Raw genomic sequence first — 15,665 nt, 5'->3', positions numbered from 1 at the left:
ACGCTGGCGTTTAAGTAAAAAAACTGTTGTTTAAAAGCCACGATTAGCTCCAAAATAGAATAGAGATTAATTAAAGGTGCTATACGTTAGTTTAAACGTAACAGAAGACGTTGCATTTAAACGTAAAAAGTCAAATCCATGGATTTTATCCGTGCGCCACATCGTATCAGTGAAGTTTACTTTTTGTTGCCATGAAATCATTGCCATATCATCCAACGCCAAGCTTGCTTCGCCACTATTTGGCGCAAAGTGACGCAAGGTAACTTTAATACCGCGCGGTGGTAACTGTTCTGGGCCAAGTGTTAAGTCGTCAGAAGGCAGTGAAAAGTCATAGTTTAAGGCTTGCCAGTCATGGTTACCAGCCGGTTCAATATCGACCAATTGAGTAGAAAATTCAAGGCCATCCTCAGCGGTGGTATAAACTATTTTTGCGTCTAGTTTTCCGGCGTTTTCAGCTTTACTGTAACCAAACAAACTAAACTCCTTGAAGACATCAATTGAGCCATCATCATTAGGTAATTCCATTGCACGAATGGTTTGTCTAAATGGGAGCAGCGATGGCGTGTTATCAAACTGGGTGCGAGCAGAGCATAAGCCTTGCGCGCCTGAACGAGCACCACTTAAGCAAGGCGTTACGCTGTCGCCGGTGTGATCCCAACGAGCAACTTCTAGTTGTTCATCATCGTTATCCCAATCTTCAAAGTCACCGAAAATCATTAAATCGCGCCCTAAAGTGACATCACTTGGCGATCCGTCAATGATTTCAAGTTTAGATAAAAATGCTTTTGTTGATGGAGCAAAGTTGCGTAAATCTAGAATGCTTTGATTTGGGGTAACTGTAACTGTTTCCGTGTGCTGAGAAACAGTCGCTTGATCTGCGGTGAAAAATACATCGGCATAACCATCTCGTGGGATCAAGGTAATGTTATTATCAGAAAACTCAGCCAGACGTCGTAATAAATAATCACTCAAAAAACCATTGGTAAATTTAGGCTGATACCCTTCAACATAAACAGGGTAAGCAAAAGCGCGCTTCGTCATAGGAGATGCATCTTTGTCTACATTTACTAACACCGCAACGCCAAGCAGCGTTTCTAAGCGGTCTTGGTCAAACACAAAATTGCCTAAGCCTAAAATGGCAGGTACGCCATTAAAAACTGCAAAGCCTTGGGCAATATGCGGATGATGAGCAACTAATAAATTGGTTTGTTGTTTGGATAAAGAATTAAACCTGCCTTTAATGTAACCGCTGGGTTGATAAGTGTATTCATCACCACCATGCATTTGGGCAATTACATAATCACTATTTTGCACTGCATCATTAAGATAGTTGGAGACTAATTCTGTTTCTGTTAAATCTGCGGCACCGCCTTTTGTGGCATCGGTAACATAGGTAATTGCATGTTCTTTACCTGTAATGGAGGTCGCTGAAAAAAGTCCTAACGTGAGTGTTCCCACATCCATGAACTTTGCTTGGTAAGCACTGGCTATGTTTTTCCCTGCGCCACTGTGAGCAAGGCCAGCGCTATCTACTTCAAGCAAAGTATCATTGAGGCCATCTTCTAAAAAGTCATACACATGATTATTTCCTAGTGCGACGTAATCAATACCAATGGCTTTGATCCCATCTAGCGTCTCAGGTAATGAAAAAAAGCTAAACTCTTTTGTTGGATGTGCTGCTTCAGGACTACTTGTTATCGGTGTCTCTAAGTTTACTGATGAAAAATCAGCAGCTTGAAAAAATGGTGCGACAAAATGTGTTAATGCTTGAGCATTTTCACTGGCTGTTGCTGGACGAATAAGTGCCCCTGCGACATCAGGGATCGCAGCCGTCATAGTTGCCAAAGAGGGATCTAAAAAGCGTCGTGCAAACATAGTATCGCCAGCAAATAGCAGGCTAACCGAGTTACTACTCTTAGCTGTTAGGGTCAGCTGTTGCTGAGCGTTATCAGCAGTAATTTTGACTGTAGCGACAGCAGGGAAGTAACTTTCATCAGCGATCATTAACCGATGGTTACCTGTTGTAATACCTGAGTAATTAATTTGCCCACTGGCATTTGTTTGATACTGCTGTCCTGCAAACTCAACCATGATGCCAGCCACACTATTAGCTTGCTGATCGGTTATTGTGATTACACCATTAAACGTTTTTTTTAAATAATCATCGCGCAGTTGTGCATCGCTCTTTTGGGCTTGTGTTTCGCCTGTATCATAGGGGTCTTCAACCTTACAGCCAGCGATAATTAGGGCTAAGCAGAGAATAGAAAAGAGTTTATATTTTTTAATTTTCAAACAAGCCTCGTTATCACTGTAGTTACATTTTTTAATACGTTTTCATTATACGGATTTTTTGTGGAAATGATATTAGCCAAGTATTTGAATTTTTCTAATATCATTCATACTAAATTATAGTCAGTTGCCATAAAAAGTCTTTGCAATAATGGTTAGTATCATTTGTCCAAAAATCTTTACAATAGACTACCCAGCGATGGGTAGTTAGCGTATTATTTGCGACATAGTAGGTTTTCTCTTTTTGAGGGTGAAATGCGTTTAGATATCCATTGTGCAGACCGCATCGGTATTGCTCAAGAAATACTCAATATTTTAGTCAACTATCGCGTTGATTTAAAAGGTATTGAAGTTGATTCAATTAACTGTCGTATGTATGTGAGTTTTCCACCGATTGAATTTGAGCAGTTTCAAAAAATCATGCCCTCAATTCGATTAATTGATGGTGTACAGGATGTACGTACCACCGCTTTTTTACCTTCTGAGCGTGAGCATAATGAGCTCAACACATTGTTGCGTGCGCTACCAGATGGTGTGATCTCAATTGATGCCAAAGGTTGGGTAAGGCTTTGCAACGATGCTGCATGTAAAGACTTACAGTTAACTGAAAAAGAAGTTATTGGTTCAAATATTAATAATCTATTGAAAGGTTTTAACTTTACCCGTTGGTTAGAAGGCAAAGAAGTACTGGGACAAACAACCCGGGTTGAGGTGGCTGGTGAAGATTTTATCGCGGATATCTTGCCAATCGCAGTACCACAAGGCAATGAAGGTGATGTATTGGCCGGTGCGGTGATCAACATTAAATCACAAAGCCGTTTAGGTCAGCAGGTAAGTGCGTTTCGTCGTTATGGTCAAGAAAGCTTTGCAACTATTCACAACTTTAGCACTGCGATGCGTCGTGTGGTTCGTGAAGCGCGTAAAATGGCGCAACTTGAAGCTCCGATACTTATCACTGGTGAAACCGGTACCGGCAAAGAGTTACTGGCACGCGCTTGTCACTATGCATCTAATCGTTCTGTGAAACCTTTTATCGCTTTATCGTGCGCTTCACTGCCTGATGATGTTGCTGAGTCTGAATTATTTGGTTATGCCGGTTATGAAGAAAATGCAGCGCCAAAACGCGGCGTGTTAGAGCAAGCGGATGGTGGCACGGTATTTTTAGATGAAGTGGGTGAAATGTCTACCCAACTTCAAACTAAGTTACTGCGCTTTTTACAAGATGGCACATTTCGCAAAGTTGGCGATGAGAACGAAGTAAAAGTAAATGTACGCATTATCGCCGCCACGCAAAAAGATTTACCCGCGATGGTACAAGAGGGTACGTTTAGAGAAGATTTATACTATCGGATCAATGTACTGACTTTAGAAATTGCTCCACTACGTGATCGTAAAGCTGATGTAGGGCCACTTGCAGAACATTTTATTCAAAAATATGCGCAGCAAAATGGTCATGCAATTCCGGAACTATCTGCAGAGTGTTTGTCGTTTTTACAAGATTATCCTTGGCTGGGCAATGTCCGCCAATTAGAAAATGCGATATACCGTGCGGTCTCGTTATTAGATGATAACGAGCTGCGTGTTGAGCATTTACAATTACCTGCATTTACCCATGATTTAGGGTACTTGGAGTCTGATTTTGAGGGCTCGCTCGATCAAGCTGTAAAGCGTTTTGAGGCTACATTATTACGTAAGTTGTACCCTGCTTACCCAAGTTCGAGACAATTGGCTAAGCGTTTAGGGTTAAGTCATACCGCAGTTGCAAATAAGCTACGTGATTACGGCATTAATCGTAAAACGGTAAAAGTGTAAACTGACTCAAATCAACAGTATTGGGTACTATTGCTTAGTACCCATATCTTTGGTTACACCGTCAATAGCGACAGTATCGATACCCTCAGCGGTGAACTTAATTAAGATACTGATGTTATTACGGGCAAAAAAGTAATCTTTGTTATCTAAACTGATAACATAATCCCCTTTTACCGCGCCTTTATATTGACGTTTTTCAAGTTTGATTGTGTGTTCGCCAATTTCCCAGCTGAATCCTTCAATAAAGCCATTATTAAATTCTTGCACCCACACTTGTTGGTCGTCTTTTGCTAAAGTAATAGCAATGGAATAGGATTCAGGTAATTGCATATCATAGCTTTTTTTACCTATAGTAAACTTGCTATTTTGTTGCTGCCAAGCAAACCCAAATTGAAACGGCTTTTCAACCCCAGTTGGATAACGTACGTCTCCTTCGCCTGGATAGTTAAAGTCGGCCATCGCGCTGGTACTCATCAATGCAAATACCATACTCAAATAAGAAACTGATTTTTTCATCATTTTTCTACTATTATTTATAATCAGAGAATTCAGAGTAGAGCAGAATATTCTCCAATGCAATACGCTATGCTACACTCACAAAACTGTTAACTGGTAAGACCTTTATTGTGAACTTATATTTTCGTCTTTTATTATTATTTTTTAAAATCAAACGTAACCGTGATTATCAATCATTGTTAGACACTGTGGATATAGATTACAAAGCGCTGCCAAGTGATTGTGATATTAATTTACATCTTACTAACTCTCGTTATTTAGCAATGATGGATTTAGCTCGCACTTGGATGACTGAGCGAGTTGGCTTGCTTGAAACGATTATGAAAAAACGTTGGTTTCCTATCGTTAACGCCACGGCCATCACTTATATTCGTGATATTAAGCCAATGCAACGATATACCATTAGCACGCGCTTAGTTGGTTGGGATCATAAGTATTTTTATATTGAGCAAAAATTTCATTCCGAGCGTGGCTTGCATGCGATCGCCTATGTAAGAGGTGTGTTTAAGCGCAAGCGAGGTGTCGTCAGCGTAGAAGAAATGCTAGAGGCGGTAAACTTTGATGGTATTGTGCCTATATTACCTACGGAAATTATGCACTGGAAAGAAATGTTAGAGCAGAAAAAAATAACAAATCTTCCCAGTTGAATTTACATACACTGATAAAAGGTCGTTAGGCCTTTTTAGAGTATGTTTAAAAAGCGTATTTAACCCCTAACATGGCAACTACAGGATCAATTTTTACTGTTGAAGTAAGAGCTTGTTTACCATCGGCATAAACAGTTGCATCGGTTTCAATATCCATGATTGATACCATCGCATGTACGCCCCAGTTTTGATCTAGCATATAGTTAAAGCCTGCTTGAGCTACAAAACCAAATGAGTTATCAAGCTTTACTTCAACGTCGTTGGTGCCCAGTACTGTTTTTAGCGCTGTAGAAGGTTGCTCATCAAAAAACACTGTGTAGTTAATACCTACACCAACGAATGGGCGAAATGCTGAAGTACTTTCTAAAAAGTGGTACTGAGCGATTAGTGACGGCGGTAATTGCTTAATATCAGCTATTTTATTGCCAGCTAAACCACCGGTGCCATTAACTTCATGAGAAAAGGGTGTTGCAGCAACCAATTCTAGAACCCACTGATCGTTAAATGCATAGTCAACTGTAATACCCAGTTGTGTATCCGAGCTACCTTTTAAGCCTAAACTTGGATCTTCATTGATCGCTGAGCTGCTATTGTCAGGGTTAACATTAATAGCACCGACATTAACGCTTAAGTTTGCACTGGCGAAAGGAGATGCGATTAAAAGTGAGGTGAGTAACGCTGCGCTAAGTTGTTTTTTCATGCTGTTCTCCGAGAACTACTTTTTGAATTGGCGTTATTATCAGCCAAAAAAATAAAAAACTGTTCTAGATCAAGCTTTATAACAGGGTATAAAACGGCGCAGCGTTTGTTTGATTTAGATTAAGGTTTACTTAATTGACGTTTAAAATCGATTGACAGTGCACTCTTTTTTATTGCTATTCATCAATAGGTCAGGAAAATAAGTTATAATTGCTGCTTAAAGCAAGGGTATACAATGAACGAAACCAACCATCTTTTTCTGTCTGGCTCTATTAGCAAAGCACTGTTAAAACTTGCAGTTCCTATTATTCTTATCAATATTTTACAATCTGCCTATCAATTAACCGATGCGTTCTGGGTTGGTCGTCTAGGGGCGGCACAAGTTGCAGCGGTGTCAGTAAGTATGCCAGTGACTTTTTTAGTGATTGCGATTGGCTCTGGACTTGCGATGGCGGGGGCTATTTTGTCAGCGCAATATATGGGGGCTGGCCAGCAAGATAAAGTAAACCATGTGGCCGCACAAACAGTGTTAATGGTGACTGTGACGGCCATTTGTTTAGGAATTATCGGTTATTTGCTATCTCCTTACTTTTTACATTTACTGGGTGTTGAAGATGCCGTTTATAACGATGCTTTAAAATTTATGCATGTGTCATTTGTGGGTGTGGTATTTGTATTTATTTATGCCATGTTTCAAGCCTTAATGCGGGGTATTGGCCAAACCAAGGTGCCACTGATCATTGTTTCCGTAACCGTGTTGCTAAACTTTGTACTCGATCCATTATTTATTTTTGGTTATGGCAGCTTTACAGGTCTTGGGGTGATGGGGGCAGCGCTGGCTACATTGGTGACACAAAGTTTGGCAGCCATTGCTGGCATTGTTATTTTTATGCGTGGTCGCCATGGTATTAAGCTAAAATTATCAAGTTTCATTCCTGATTACAGTTATATCAAACAAGCGTTTTATTTAGGTGCACCAGGCTCTGTGGAGTTGTCAGCGCGTGCATTTGGTTTGATTATCATGTCTTTTTTAGTGGCTAGTTTTGGCACTCAAACCATTGCTTCTTATGGTGTTGGTTCAAATATATTACAGATGGTGATGATCCCGGCTATGGGACTCTCGATGGCTGTGTCGACCTTAGTTGGACAGAATATGGGCGCAGGTAACCCGCAACGAGCAGAGCAAATTACTAAGTTGGCGGTACTTTGGGGATTATGTGGTTTGTCTTTTATTGGGGCGATTGCATTTATATTTGCACCTTACTTAGTGGCATTTTTTATCCCCGATGATCAAGGTGTGATAGCCAAAGGCGCACAGTTTATTCGTGTTATGTGCTTAACTTGGGGCGGAATAGGCGTGCAATTATGTGTGGTGGCTGCATTTAGATCATCAGGGAACATGCTTAATGCGATGTTGTTGGCGCTGTTTTCTCAATGCGTAGTACAGTTTCCGGTGGCGTATATTTTGTCAAAACACACACATCTGGGCGATCACGGCATTTGGTACTCGTTTGCTGTCACCAATGTGATCGTCGCATCGCTATCGTATTTGTGGTTTTGTCGTGGTCGTTGGCAACAAACAAAATTGACCAAAGATGATAAAGATATCGCTAAAGTCAGCCAAGAAGCATTCATCGAAGAAGGTGCACACTAATACCAATCGACTTAAATATTTAACCATTCTAGCGCGCTAAATAAAGCGCTAACTGCGTTAGTAATTTTTCATGTACGACTGCATGGATGCAAGAGGTAGAGCAATGCAGGAGCAATTGCCGAGAACAACTACATGTCAAAATCTCTGCCTTGTTATCACTGTATTTTTCTGTCGCTATAAATGGTCAGTAACTTAAAACGATTAGTATAATCCGTGTTTCATAAAGCGGTCATAAATTCAGGTTGTAATGAATACACTCTCTCTTAATAAGGGTGTTAATTATGACTTTAGCTATCCAATCTCACACCACGAATGATGCAATCCACACTGATACTGTGGTCAGTTACCTTCAAAAGCTGATCCAATTTAAATCTGTTACGCCACAGCAAGCCAGGGCAATAGACTGGTTAGCAAAGCAGTTAACAGACCTTGGCTTTAACTGTGAACAGTTTACCTTTAATAATGTTACTAACTTAATAGCTAAAGTAAGCTTTGGTGATGGGCCACGCTATGCTTTTTCGGGGCATATTGATGTGGTCCCCGCATCTGGAGGAGCGTGGCGAGCAGAACCATTTTCAGGTGATATTATTGATGGCGCGATTTATGGCCGAGGCGCTGCTGATATGAAAGGGGGCGTTGCCGCCATGTTATGTGCCAGTCGTGCATTACTGGCTAACGTAGCCGCAAAAAAAGGTACTTTTTACTGGTTGATCACCTCTGATGAAGAAGGGGAAGCGGAATATGGTTCACTACTGATTGCCGAGCGTTTAGCGCAACAGGGCATCCAACTTGACGGCTGCATTGTCGGCGAGCCAACCAGTCATTTGCATGTTGGTGATACAATCAAAAATGGCCGTCGAGGTGCACTGTCTGCGCGGTTAGTGATCAACGGCAAAGCAGGGCATGTTGCTTATCCAGAAAACACCATCAATGCAGCTCATCTTAGTGCAGAAGTAATCAAGCGCTTGACTAGCATAACTTGGCAGCGTGACGAGCCAAGTTCACATACGAGCTTGCAAATAACCGGGATTAATATTGCTAATGTTGTCGATAACATGGTGCCAGCACGATGTGAAATGACATTTAATATTCGTTATAGCCATGGTTATAAAAGCAGTGATATAAAAAATGAGATTCAATTCGCGTTAGACGATTTACAAGCTTTGCTGAGTGTGGAATGGGAGCGTCCGTGTGAGCCTTTTTATACGAGTCATCAAACGCGTCGCTGTTTATTGACTCAAGTTGAACAAGCTATTTTTAATGTGACAGGCAGTTATCCTTTATTAAGTACCAGTGGCGGAACTTCTGATGGGCGGTTTTTTGCCAATGATTACACCCAAGTGATTGAATGCGGGGTACGAAATAATACCATCCACCAAGTTAACGAGCATGTGCCTATTAATGACTTACTAAAAATTGAGAAAATATATACACAGCTTTTAGAGCAGGTATTTAGCCGTATCAGCTGACTATAACGCAAGGCTATCATTAAACTGTTCATTATAAACAGACAATTTCTGACAATGTCCGACAAGCGCTGAGAGATGTATCGTAAAGGATATGCTAACATTTTTTCAGTAAATTTCGCTATTCGAAATAAAATACTTAGTAATTGATTTATAAAAAATTATTAAAGTAATAACAGCGTTTAGTGCGGTTTTTAGCGTTGATAAAATTAAACATTATGGAGATTGTTATGAGCACCAGTAATAAAGGATTTAGTATTGCACTGTTGTTTGGTGTGGCAGCTGCTTTAAGTGGATGTGGTGAAAGCACGGATGAATTAGATGATAAATTAACCCATCAAGCAAATATGTCTTTCATAAATTCATTGGATTATATGGCTGACTTTCATGTCAAAAAAGGAGTATTAGCACCGGCTACAGTGGTTTATTCGATAGTGATAATATCGCTGCGGGCGATGTAGAGGCCAATGCTGTGGGTAGTCGCTATAACTACAGTTATAAAGTAATCAATAACATGATTAACTTGGGAGTTAAAGATAGTATCAATGCGAATAAAGAGGAACGCATAAATACAACCTTGAGTAATAACGACGATTTATGGGTAATTGCTTGGCAATCTTCAGGTAAGCGGGCTTTGTCTGTCATTGATAAAAAACAAAACAATACTGCAGATGTATTTAATGTGCGTTTATTTGCCAACGGCGAGTATGATGTGTCAATTGATGATAAAAAAGTATTAACTACAAAAAAGGGCAGTGTCACAGCGTTCTTAGCGGTGAGTAATTGTGCTAATGGCCTAAAAGTTGCCAATCAGGCTATCGATTTATGTGCGGGTAATTTTGGCGCTTCATATTTATTAGTTGTCGATAGTAATGGTAAACGAGTAATGGCTGAAGAATAACTTTAGATTAAAACTCCTCTGGTTAGTGTGAAATAGTTGCTGAGATAGATGTATTATCCACAGTTCAAGTCTCTCAAAGGCGCTACTCCCATGTTGGAGATATAGCGCCATATCCACCTAGAACTACCACGCACTAACTACAAATAAGTAGCCTTTGGAACGGATAGTCTTAATTTTTATTGGGTTACGCGCATTATCACCGAGCTTCTTGCGTAACTGGCTAATATGATTATCAACACCACGTTCAATTCCATCATAGTGATAACCTTTTATTTTTTCAACAATGTCACTACGTGACAGAATAACTCCTGCATTTTTAGCAAGCAGTAGCAGTAGGTCATATTCGCCGTCTGTGAGCTGGATATGTTGCGTTGCTAAAGAGACAGTTCGGTTGTGCGTATTAATGATTAATTGCCCAAACGTTATAGACTCTTTCGTTTGTGGCTTTATGGCGAGTGGATCTGTGGGATGTCCACGTCTTAAAAAAGCTTTAATTTTTGCCAGTAGTAAGCGAGGTTTCACCGGCTTTAATAAATAATCGTCGGCACCAATTTCAAGCCCTACAACCTGATCAATTTCTTCTTCTCGTGCAGTAAACATCAAAATATAGCCGCTGTATGACTGCCTTACTTCGCGGCATACCGTTAAGCCATCCTTGTTCGGTAACATAACGTCAAGCAGCACCAGAGCTGGCTGCCACTGAAGAATACGGGAGACCGCATGCTCGCCATTTGATTCTATTTCAACCTGATAGCCTTCAATCGTTAAATACTCTTGAATTGACTCAGCAAGCGGTAAATCATCTTCTACCACTAAAATCTTTGTTTTCATTTCTTGTTCTCTATGTGGATTATCGATGTGTGCGTTTGGCTGGCCAATTTAGTATGAAACATGCACCACCTAAGCTGGATGGCTCAACACTCGCGGTTCCTTCATGCCAGCCTAAAATTTGTTTAACGATTGCAAGGCCTAGTCCGGTTCCACCGACTTGCAAATTACGACTTTGATCTTCTCGATAGAATGGTTCAAATACCTTCTCAGCACAGGGTAAAGGAATACCATCACCGTTATCAGCAACACAAATCAGCCAGCCTTTTGCGGTTTGTTCATAGCTTACTTGAATATGGTTTCTTCCATACGCTATGGCATTGCGCATTAAATTACTTAATGCACGGCTCATATAAAACTTATCAATCATTGCATGGCAAGCGCCTTGTTCAAGTAAAACAATCTCAGTATCAGGGTTGGCTTCTTGCCAACAGATTAACTCTTGTTTTATCCAATGATTAAGTTCAACGGTTGCAAATGTAAGAGTGGGTATTTCGCGCTCAAATCGAGCATGTGTAAGCATTTCTGACACTAATGAATTTAGTTCATTCAAAGATAATTCAATCCGCTCTAGTTGCCCTAGTTGATAGTCATTGGTTGTACTATTTCTAAGTAATTCAACATTGAATTCAATGCGTGCGATGGGAGTTCGCAATTCATGTGATACAGCATTGATCAGAGTTTTATGAGAAGAGATAAGGCGTTGTATTTTTTCGGCCATGGTATTAAACGTTTTGGACAAGTGGTTTAGATGGCTAAAACGAATTAGCTTAGCGCGAGCATCAAATTTACCTTGTCCAAGTAATATCGCCACTTTATTGAGCGATAACATAGAGCGCCAGCCAGGAATTAACCATATTATAATTGGTATAAGCAGAAAAAAGCCGAATATAAAATAAAAGATACTTAACATGTACACCACTTTGCCCTTTAGTTGAGGGCTAAAAGGGCCAAGTACAATTACTTTATCGCTATTTTTGATGCGCTGTACGGCAATGTCGGCGGGATAGCCAATAAAATCAGAATCCGCAGTTGATATGGTCACAATAGCTCCTGTTTTTAATTGGGCTATTTGTTGCTCTGTGTAAGTTAACTCACTCAATGTCATCAGTGCAACGGGATATGTAAAATCATCACTGAGCGAATCAATTATCGACGGCCAGCTCTGCTGTGGGTGTTGCATCAGCATATTATTCAGTAGGTAAAAAGAGCCCATCATCCAACGTTGCGCTTCGTTGATCAGATGCTTAGGAACCGTATTGGGTTTTACAATTACTAATAGCTGTTCGTCATCTATTTTTCGATATGCTAAATCTGTTTGCGGATCACCCCAAATTTTATCCTCTGCGAGCCAAGATTGTTGCTCACTTGAAAAATCACTTTGTTGATAGTCTTGTAAAGTAAGTTCAAAGCCAAAATTAGCTTGTATGTTTTGTAAGTAGGCCATTCTCTGGTGTTTAGGTATGGATTGTAATTGTTGTGCAAGAAGATCCGTAGAGCCTGATGTTAAAAACTCTAAAGCCCATTTTTCAGTAGGGTACCTGACGTTACTTTCAAAATGAGGTATCACCAATAATTGAATGCTAACTACCGAAAAAATAATGATAAAAGATAAAAATAGCAGGGACCTTTTCATAGCTGTTCTGTCAACAATTTGTGTACAACCACTTTATCATATCTGCACATAAAAACTACTTTTGATAGCATACAGCGAACGCAAATTCACGTTACGGATCAAAAGTAGGTTTAGTAAATAAGCTAGATGGCTGGTCGTCCTTATTTTATACACCTTTGCGTTCTTAGTTCTTTCCTAAATATCTTTTTGCTTTGCCTTCTTTTACTTTTTCAAGATCAACAAGCACTAAGCCATCAATACAATTATTGAAATCAGGATCAACACTAAAACTTAAAAACTGTACGCCGCCAGGCTCACATAGTTCGGTGTATTGTTTAAATAAAGTGGGTACTTGGGCACCCATGTTTGCGAGCACATGTTTGAGCTCAACAAAGTCTTCTTTGACATCATCACCGCTAAATAGATTTGCGCACTGTATGAGTTGCTGCTCTGTGAGTTTGAACTCATTATTAGGTGTAGCTATAACCTGCTTAGCGCCGTAATAATGCTGATAATAATGAACTAACATGGCTTTGGCTGGTTCTGGCAACGCGTTAGAGACACTGACTGCGCCATAGAGGTAGCGATACTGAGGATAATTTTTCACAAACGCGCCAATCCCATACCATAAATAATCAAGACTTTTACGACCCCAGTATTTAGGTTGTACAAAGCTGCGACCCAGTTCAATACCTGCAGCAAAGTAAGGAGTCATTGCATCACTGTAAGAAAATAAGCTATCAGTATATAAACCTTTGCGGCCGTGTTTATCAATAATAGCTTGAGCACAAGCAAGTCGGTATGCGCCAACCAATTCAAGTTGTGAGCCGTCCCATAAAACCAAGTGCTGATAATCCATATCGTACTTATCAATATCACGACGCTTACCACTGCCTTCACCAACAGTGCGAAACGAAATCTCTCGTAACCGGCCAAGCTCTCTGAAAATCGCTGAGCTGCCTTGATATTGATAAAGGTATATCTGCATGCCGTCTTGAGTTGTGCCTAATAGCTCACACTGTTCGATGGCTTTTTTTAGTTCCTTGCGGCATTCTGAGGAGGCGATGGGTGCTTGTGTTTTAAGCGGTAAGGTTTTCTTTGAGGTAAGTGCATAAAGCTGCTTACGGATCAGATTGACTACTTCTTTGTCTTTAAGGTTTTCAATTAAATAAGACTCTGGAGGTATCGATGCGCCAATTTCAAACTCTAATGATTTTTGTCGTTGTTTAAACATTTCTTTAACCAGTAATAAACTCGCTAAAGGCTTGTAAATCATCGATGTGCCATAAAAAAGTGGGCTATTTTTGGCTTTAATAAAAATCGGTAAAATTGGCGCATTGGCTTTTTTTGCGATCCGTAAAAAACCACTATTCCACTTGCAATCTTTAATTCCGGTAGGGCTTAAACGCGACACTTCACCTGCTGGGAAAATGAGAATGGCCCCAGCTTCTTTAAGGTGCTGGTGGATATTATTGAGTTCTTGCTTTTTACTGTCACCCGATAAATTATCGACCGGCAGTAATAATGAGTGCATTGGCGTAACTGACATTAACATGCGATTGGCAACGACCTTTAAATCCTTACGAACACTTGATAATACTTTAATTAATGCCAGTGCATCTAAAGAGCCAATAGGGTGGTTAGCAACAATAACTAACTTACCCTCACTAGGAATATTCTCAATCTGCTTTGGCTTGTAGCGAGTATCAAAATCTAGTTCATCCAACACTTGCTCAACAAACTCAATGCCTTGTAAGTGCGGGTAGGCATCACCAAATGCAACAAATTCTTGTTCGTGAAGCAAATAACCTAACCCTTTTTTAACTAAACTTTTTACTTTAGGTGAGTTTTCTAATTGTGGTAGATTTGCTGCGATTACTTTATCAACACTGATCATAATTACCTCGTTTGCATATGGTGATCAATATATCGCCAGAGTAAAAGCTTGCCATGACAATTAGGTTGCAGTTGTGTGACTTTTTAAAGAGCCGAGCAGTAATTCGATTAGATTAAATGTTTTAACAAAGGTTATACTCTTTGCAAATCAACAACTCTATAGGCATAACATGAGCGTACTCGTTGCGATTAGTGGACGTGATTGCAGTAAAATTATTACTGCGTTAGCGACTAAATTACCAGGTGTAAAAATTTCACAGTGGCCAGACTGTGATAACTTAGAGGATGTTGAATTTGTGCTTGCTTGGCTGGCACCTGCAGATATGTGGGCACAACTACCGAATTTAAAAGTAGTTTCTTCATTTGGCGCAGGGGTCGATAGCATTGATTTAAACTTACTCCCTGACAATGTCATTGTGACACGCATCGTTGATGAAAATTTAGCTCATGATATGGCAGAGTATGTGCTTACCCATATTTTAGCGCATAAGTTAAGGCTTAAAGACTATGTGATTAAGCAACAACAACGACAATGGCTGCCAAAACGCGCTTATAGTCATAATCATGTTGTGATTTTAGGTTTTGGTGAGTTAGGACAAAGCTGCGCTAAACGTTTACTGGCTAATAATTTTACCGTAAGTGCATTTTCACAAAGCCCTAAAAATATACCCGAAGTAAATTGTATTCATCAAGTAAGTGAATTACCAAGTTTGTTAGCACAGGCTGATTATCTCGTGTGTTTATTACCACTAACCACGCAAACGAAGGGCTTTATTAATCGCAACTTATTAATGCAGCTACCAAGTCATGCCGTGCTCATCAATGTAGCGCGAGGCCAGCACGTCGTTGCAGACGATTTACTTTGGGCATTAGATAATCAAATTATAAGAGGAGCAACATTGGATGTTTTTGCACAAGAGCCATTAGTTGCAGAGCATCCTTTTTGGCATCATTCAGCGGTTACAATGACTCCCCATTGCGCGGCATTGTCTGATCTGGAAACTGTAACGCAGCAGATTGCTAATAATGTACAACGTATGAAAACAGGCCTTAAATTAAATAATCAGGTTGATAGAACAAAAGGTTATTAAAAGTTCAGCGACAATAGCGTAGTACATCTTGTTAACATCTGTAATTTTAGTTAGTCTAGTTAACTCAAAAAACACTAACAATAATAATAAGGTGTACAATGAAACAGCATCAAACAGGCGTTAAATTTAGTATTATCGTTATTTCAGTGGTCTTAATGGGTGTGTCTGCATGGTTTAATCAAGCTAATGCAAGTGAACAAGCTCCTGTTTTACAAAGCCAAACAGAATAAATAGAACCAACAATTGATAAC

Annotated in this window: 14 protein-coding genes; 8 read left to right on the top strand and 6 right to left on the bottom strand. The window is 40.0% G+C overall.

The features are described 5' to 3' along the window. Nucleotides 1–66 precede the first annotated feature (66 nt). On the bottom strand, nt 67–2,292 hold the full coding sequence (locus tag P4S61_RS03485) for a CapA family protein (protein WP_337117773.1): 2,226 nt from the start codon (nt 2,290–2,292) through the stop codon (nt 67–69). A gap of 252 nt (nt 2,293–2,544) precedes the next feature. Between P4S61_RS03485 and tyrR the strand changes: the two genes are divergently transcribed. Then, nucleotides 2,545–4,101 (top strand): transcriptional regulator TyrR, encoded by a 1,557-nt coding sequence (gene tyrR, locus P4S61_RS03480; RefSeq protein ID WP_337117772.1) that lies wholly within the window; start codon nt 2,545–2,547, stop codon nt 4,099–4,101. Between the two features lie 27 nt (nt 4,102–4,128). On the opposite strand, the gene P4S61_RS03475 is transcribed toward tyrR, so the two are convergent. Then, on the bottom strand, nt 4,129–4,617 hold the full coding sequence (locus tag P4S61_RS03475) for a hypothetical protein (protein ID WP_145237744.1): 489 nt from the start codon (nt 4,615–4,617) through the stop codon (nt 4,129–4,131). Between the two features lie 110 nt (nt 4,618–4,727). Here P4S61_RS03475 and P4S61_RS03470 point away from each other — a divergent pair, with 110 nt between their 5' ends. Continuing rightward, the gene (locus tag P4S61_RS03470) at nt 4,728–5,264 is read left to right on the top strand and encodes a thioesterase family protein (RefSeq protein ID WP_182731090.1); all 537 of its coding nucleotides are present in this window, start codon (nt 4,728–4,730) and stop codon (nt 5,262–5,264) included. A gap of 46 nt (nt 5,265–5,310) precedes the next feature. Here P4S61_RS03470 and P4S61_RS03465 read toward each other — a convergent pair whose 3' ends face one another. Further along, nucleotides 5,311–5,964, bottom strand: a complete 654-nt coding sequence (locus P4S61_RS03465; protein ID WP_145237312.1) for an OmpW/AlkL family protein — start codon at nt 5,962–5,964, stop codon at nt 5,311–5,313. Between the two features lie 234 nt (nt 5,965–6,198). Here P4S61_RS03465 and P4S61_RS03460 point away from each other — a divergent pair, with 234 nt between their 5' ends. From P4S61_RS03460 to P4S61_RS03445, 4 genes are all read left to right on the top strand, one after another. Further along, nucleotides 6,199–7,617, top strand: coding sequence for an MATE family efflux transporter (locus P4S61_RS03460; protein ID WP_337117771.1), 1,419 nt, complete (start codon nt 6,199–6,201; stop codon nt 7,615–7,617). Between the two features lie 281 nt (nt 7,618–7,898). Next, the gene (dapE, locus tag P4S61_RS03455; protein ID WP_337117770.1) at nt 7,899–9,086 is read left to right on the top strand and encodes a succinyl-diaminopimelate desuccinylase; all 1,188 of its coding nucleotides are present in this window, start codon (nt 7,899–7,901) and stop codon (nt 9,084–9,086) included. Between the two features lie 227 nt (nt 9,087–9,313). Then, nucleotides 9,314–9,544, top strand: a complete 231-nt coding sequence (locus P4S61_RS03450; RefSeq protein ID WP_337117769.1) for a hypothetical protein — start codon at nt 9,314–9,316, stop codon at nt 9,542–9,544. Nucleotides 9,545–9,555: 11 nt separating this feature from the next. Beyond that, on the top strand, nt 9,556–9,984 hold the full coding sequence (locus tag P4S61_RS03445) for a hypothetical protein (protein ID WP_337117768.1): 429 nt from the start codon (nt 9,556–9,558) through the stop codon (nt 9,982–9,984). Between the two features lie 123 nt (nt 9,985–10,107). On the opposite strand, the gene P4S61_RS03440 is transcribed toward P4S61_RS03445, so the two are convergent. The 3 genes from P4S61_RS03440 to P4S61_RS03430 form a co-directional block, all read right to left on the bottom strand. Further along, on the bottom strand, nt 10,108–10,815 hold the full coding sequence (locus P4S61_RS03440; RefSeq protein ID WP_182717074.1) for a response regulator transcription factor: 708 nt from the start codon (nt 10,813–10,815) through the stop codon (nt 10,108–10,110). Between the two features lie 19 nt (nt 10,816–10,834). After that, a complete protein-coding gene (locus P4S61_RS03435) occupies nt 10,835–12,259 on the bottom strand; it encodes an ATP-binding protein (protein WP_257325488.1) in 1,425 nt (474 codons plus the stop codon). A 352-nt stretch (nt 12,260–12,611) separates the two neighbouring features. Beyond that, nucleotides 12,612–14,324, bottom strand: a complete 1,713-nt coding sequence (locus P4S61_RS03430; RefSeq protein WP_145237294.1) for a GNAT family N-acyltransferase — start codon at nt 14,322–14,324, stop codon at nt 12,612–12,614. Between the two features lie 169 nt (nt 14,325–14,493). Here P4S61_RS03430 and P4S61_RS03425 point away from each other — a divergent pair, with 169 nt between their 5' ends. Further along, a complete protein-coding gene (locus P4S61_RS03425) occupies nt 14,494–15,414 on the top strand; it encodes a 2-hydroxyacid dehydrogenase (RefSeq protein WP_337117767.1) in 921 nt (306 codons plus the stop codon). A 98-nt stretch (nt 15,415–15,512) separates the two neighbouring features. Then, the gene (locus P4S61_RS03420) at nt 15,513–15,644 is read left to right on the top strand and encodes a hypothetical protein (protein WP_257325490.1); all 132 of its coding nucleotides are present in this window, start codon (nt 15,513–15,515) and stop codon (nt 15,642–15,644) included. Nucleotides 15,645–15,665 lie beyond the last annotated feature (21 nt).

Source organism: Pseudoalteromonas sp. B160 (assembly GCF_037162485.1).
Lineage (GTDB): Bacteria > Pseudomonadota > Gammaproteobacteria > Enterobacterales > Alteromonadaceae > Pseudoalteromonas > Pseudoalteromonas rhizosphaerae.
This window is presented reverse-complemented; position numbering and strand designations above follow the sequence as displayed.

Coding starts and splice junctions, on each gene's coding strand:
- tyrR (WP_337117772.1), top strand. CDS start 2,545: ATGCGTTTAGATATCCATTGTGCAGACCGCATCGGTATTGCTCAAGAA.
- P4S61_RS03465 (WP_145237312.1), bottom strand. CDS start 5,964: ATGAAAAAACAACTTAGCGCAGCGTTACTCACCTCACTTTTAATCGCA.
- P4S61_RS03440 (WP_182717074.1), bottom strand. CDS start 10,815: ATGAAAACAAAGATTTTAGTGGTAGAAGATGATTTACCGCTTGCTGAG.
- P4S61_RS03435 (WP_257325488.1), bottom strand. CDS start 12,259: ATGGCCTACTTACAAAACATACAAGCTAATTTTGGCTTTGAACTTACT.
- P4S61_RS03430 (WP_145237294.1), bottom strand. CDS start 14,324: ATGATCAGTGTTGATAAAGTAATCGCAGCAAATCTACCACAATTAGAA.
- P4S61_RS03450 (WP_337117769.1), top strand. CDS start 9,314: ATGAGCACCAGTAATAAAGGATTTAGTATTGCACTGTTGTTTGGTGTG.
- P4S61_RS03420 (WP_257325490.1), top strand. CDS start 15,513: ATGAAACAGCATCAAACAGGCGTTAAATTTAGTATTATCGTTATTTCA.
- P4S61_RS03425 (WP_337117767.1), top strand. CDS start 14,494: ATGAGCGTACTCGTTGCGATTAGTGGACGTGATTGCAGTAAAATTATT.
- P4S61_RS03475 (WP_145237744.1), bottom strand. CDS start 4,617: ATGAAAAAATCAGTTTCTTATTTGAGTATGGTATTTGCATTGATGAGT.
- dapE (WP_337117770.1), top strand. CDS start 7,899: ATGACTTTAGCTATCCAATCTCACACCACGAATGATGCAATCCACACT.
- P4S61_RS03460 (WP_337117771.1), top strand. CDS start 6,199: ATGAACGAAACCAACCATCTTTTTCTGTCTGGCTCTATTAGCAAAGCA.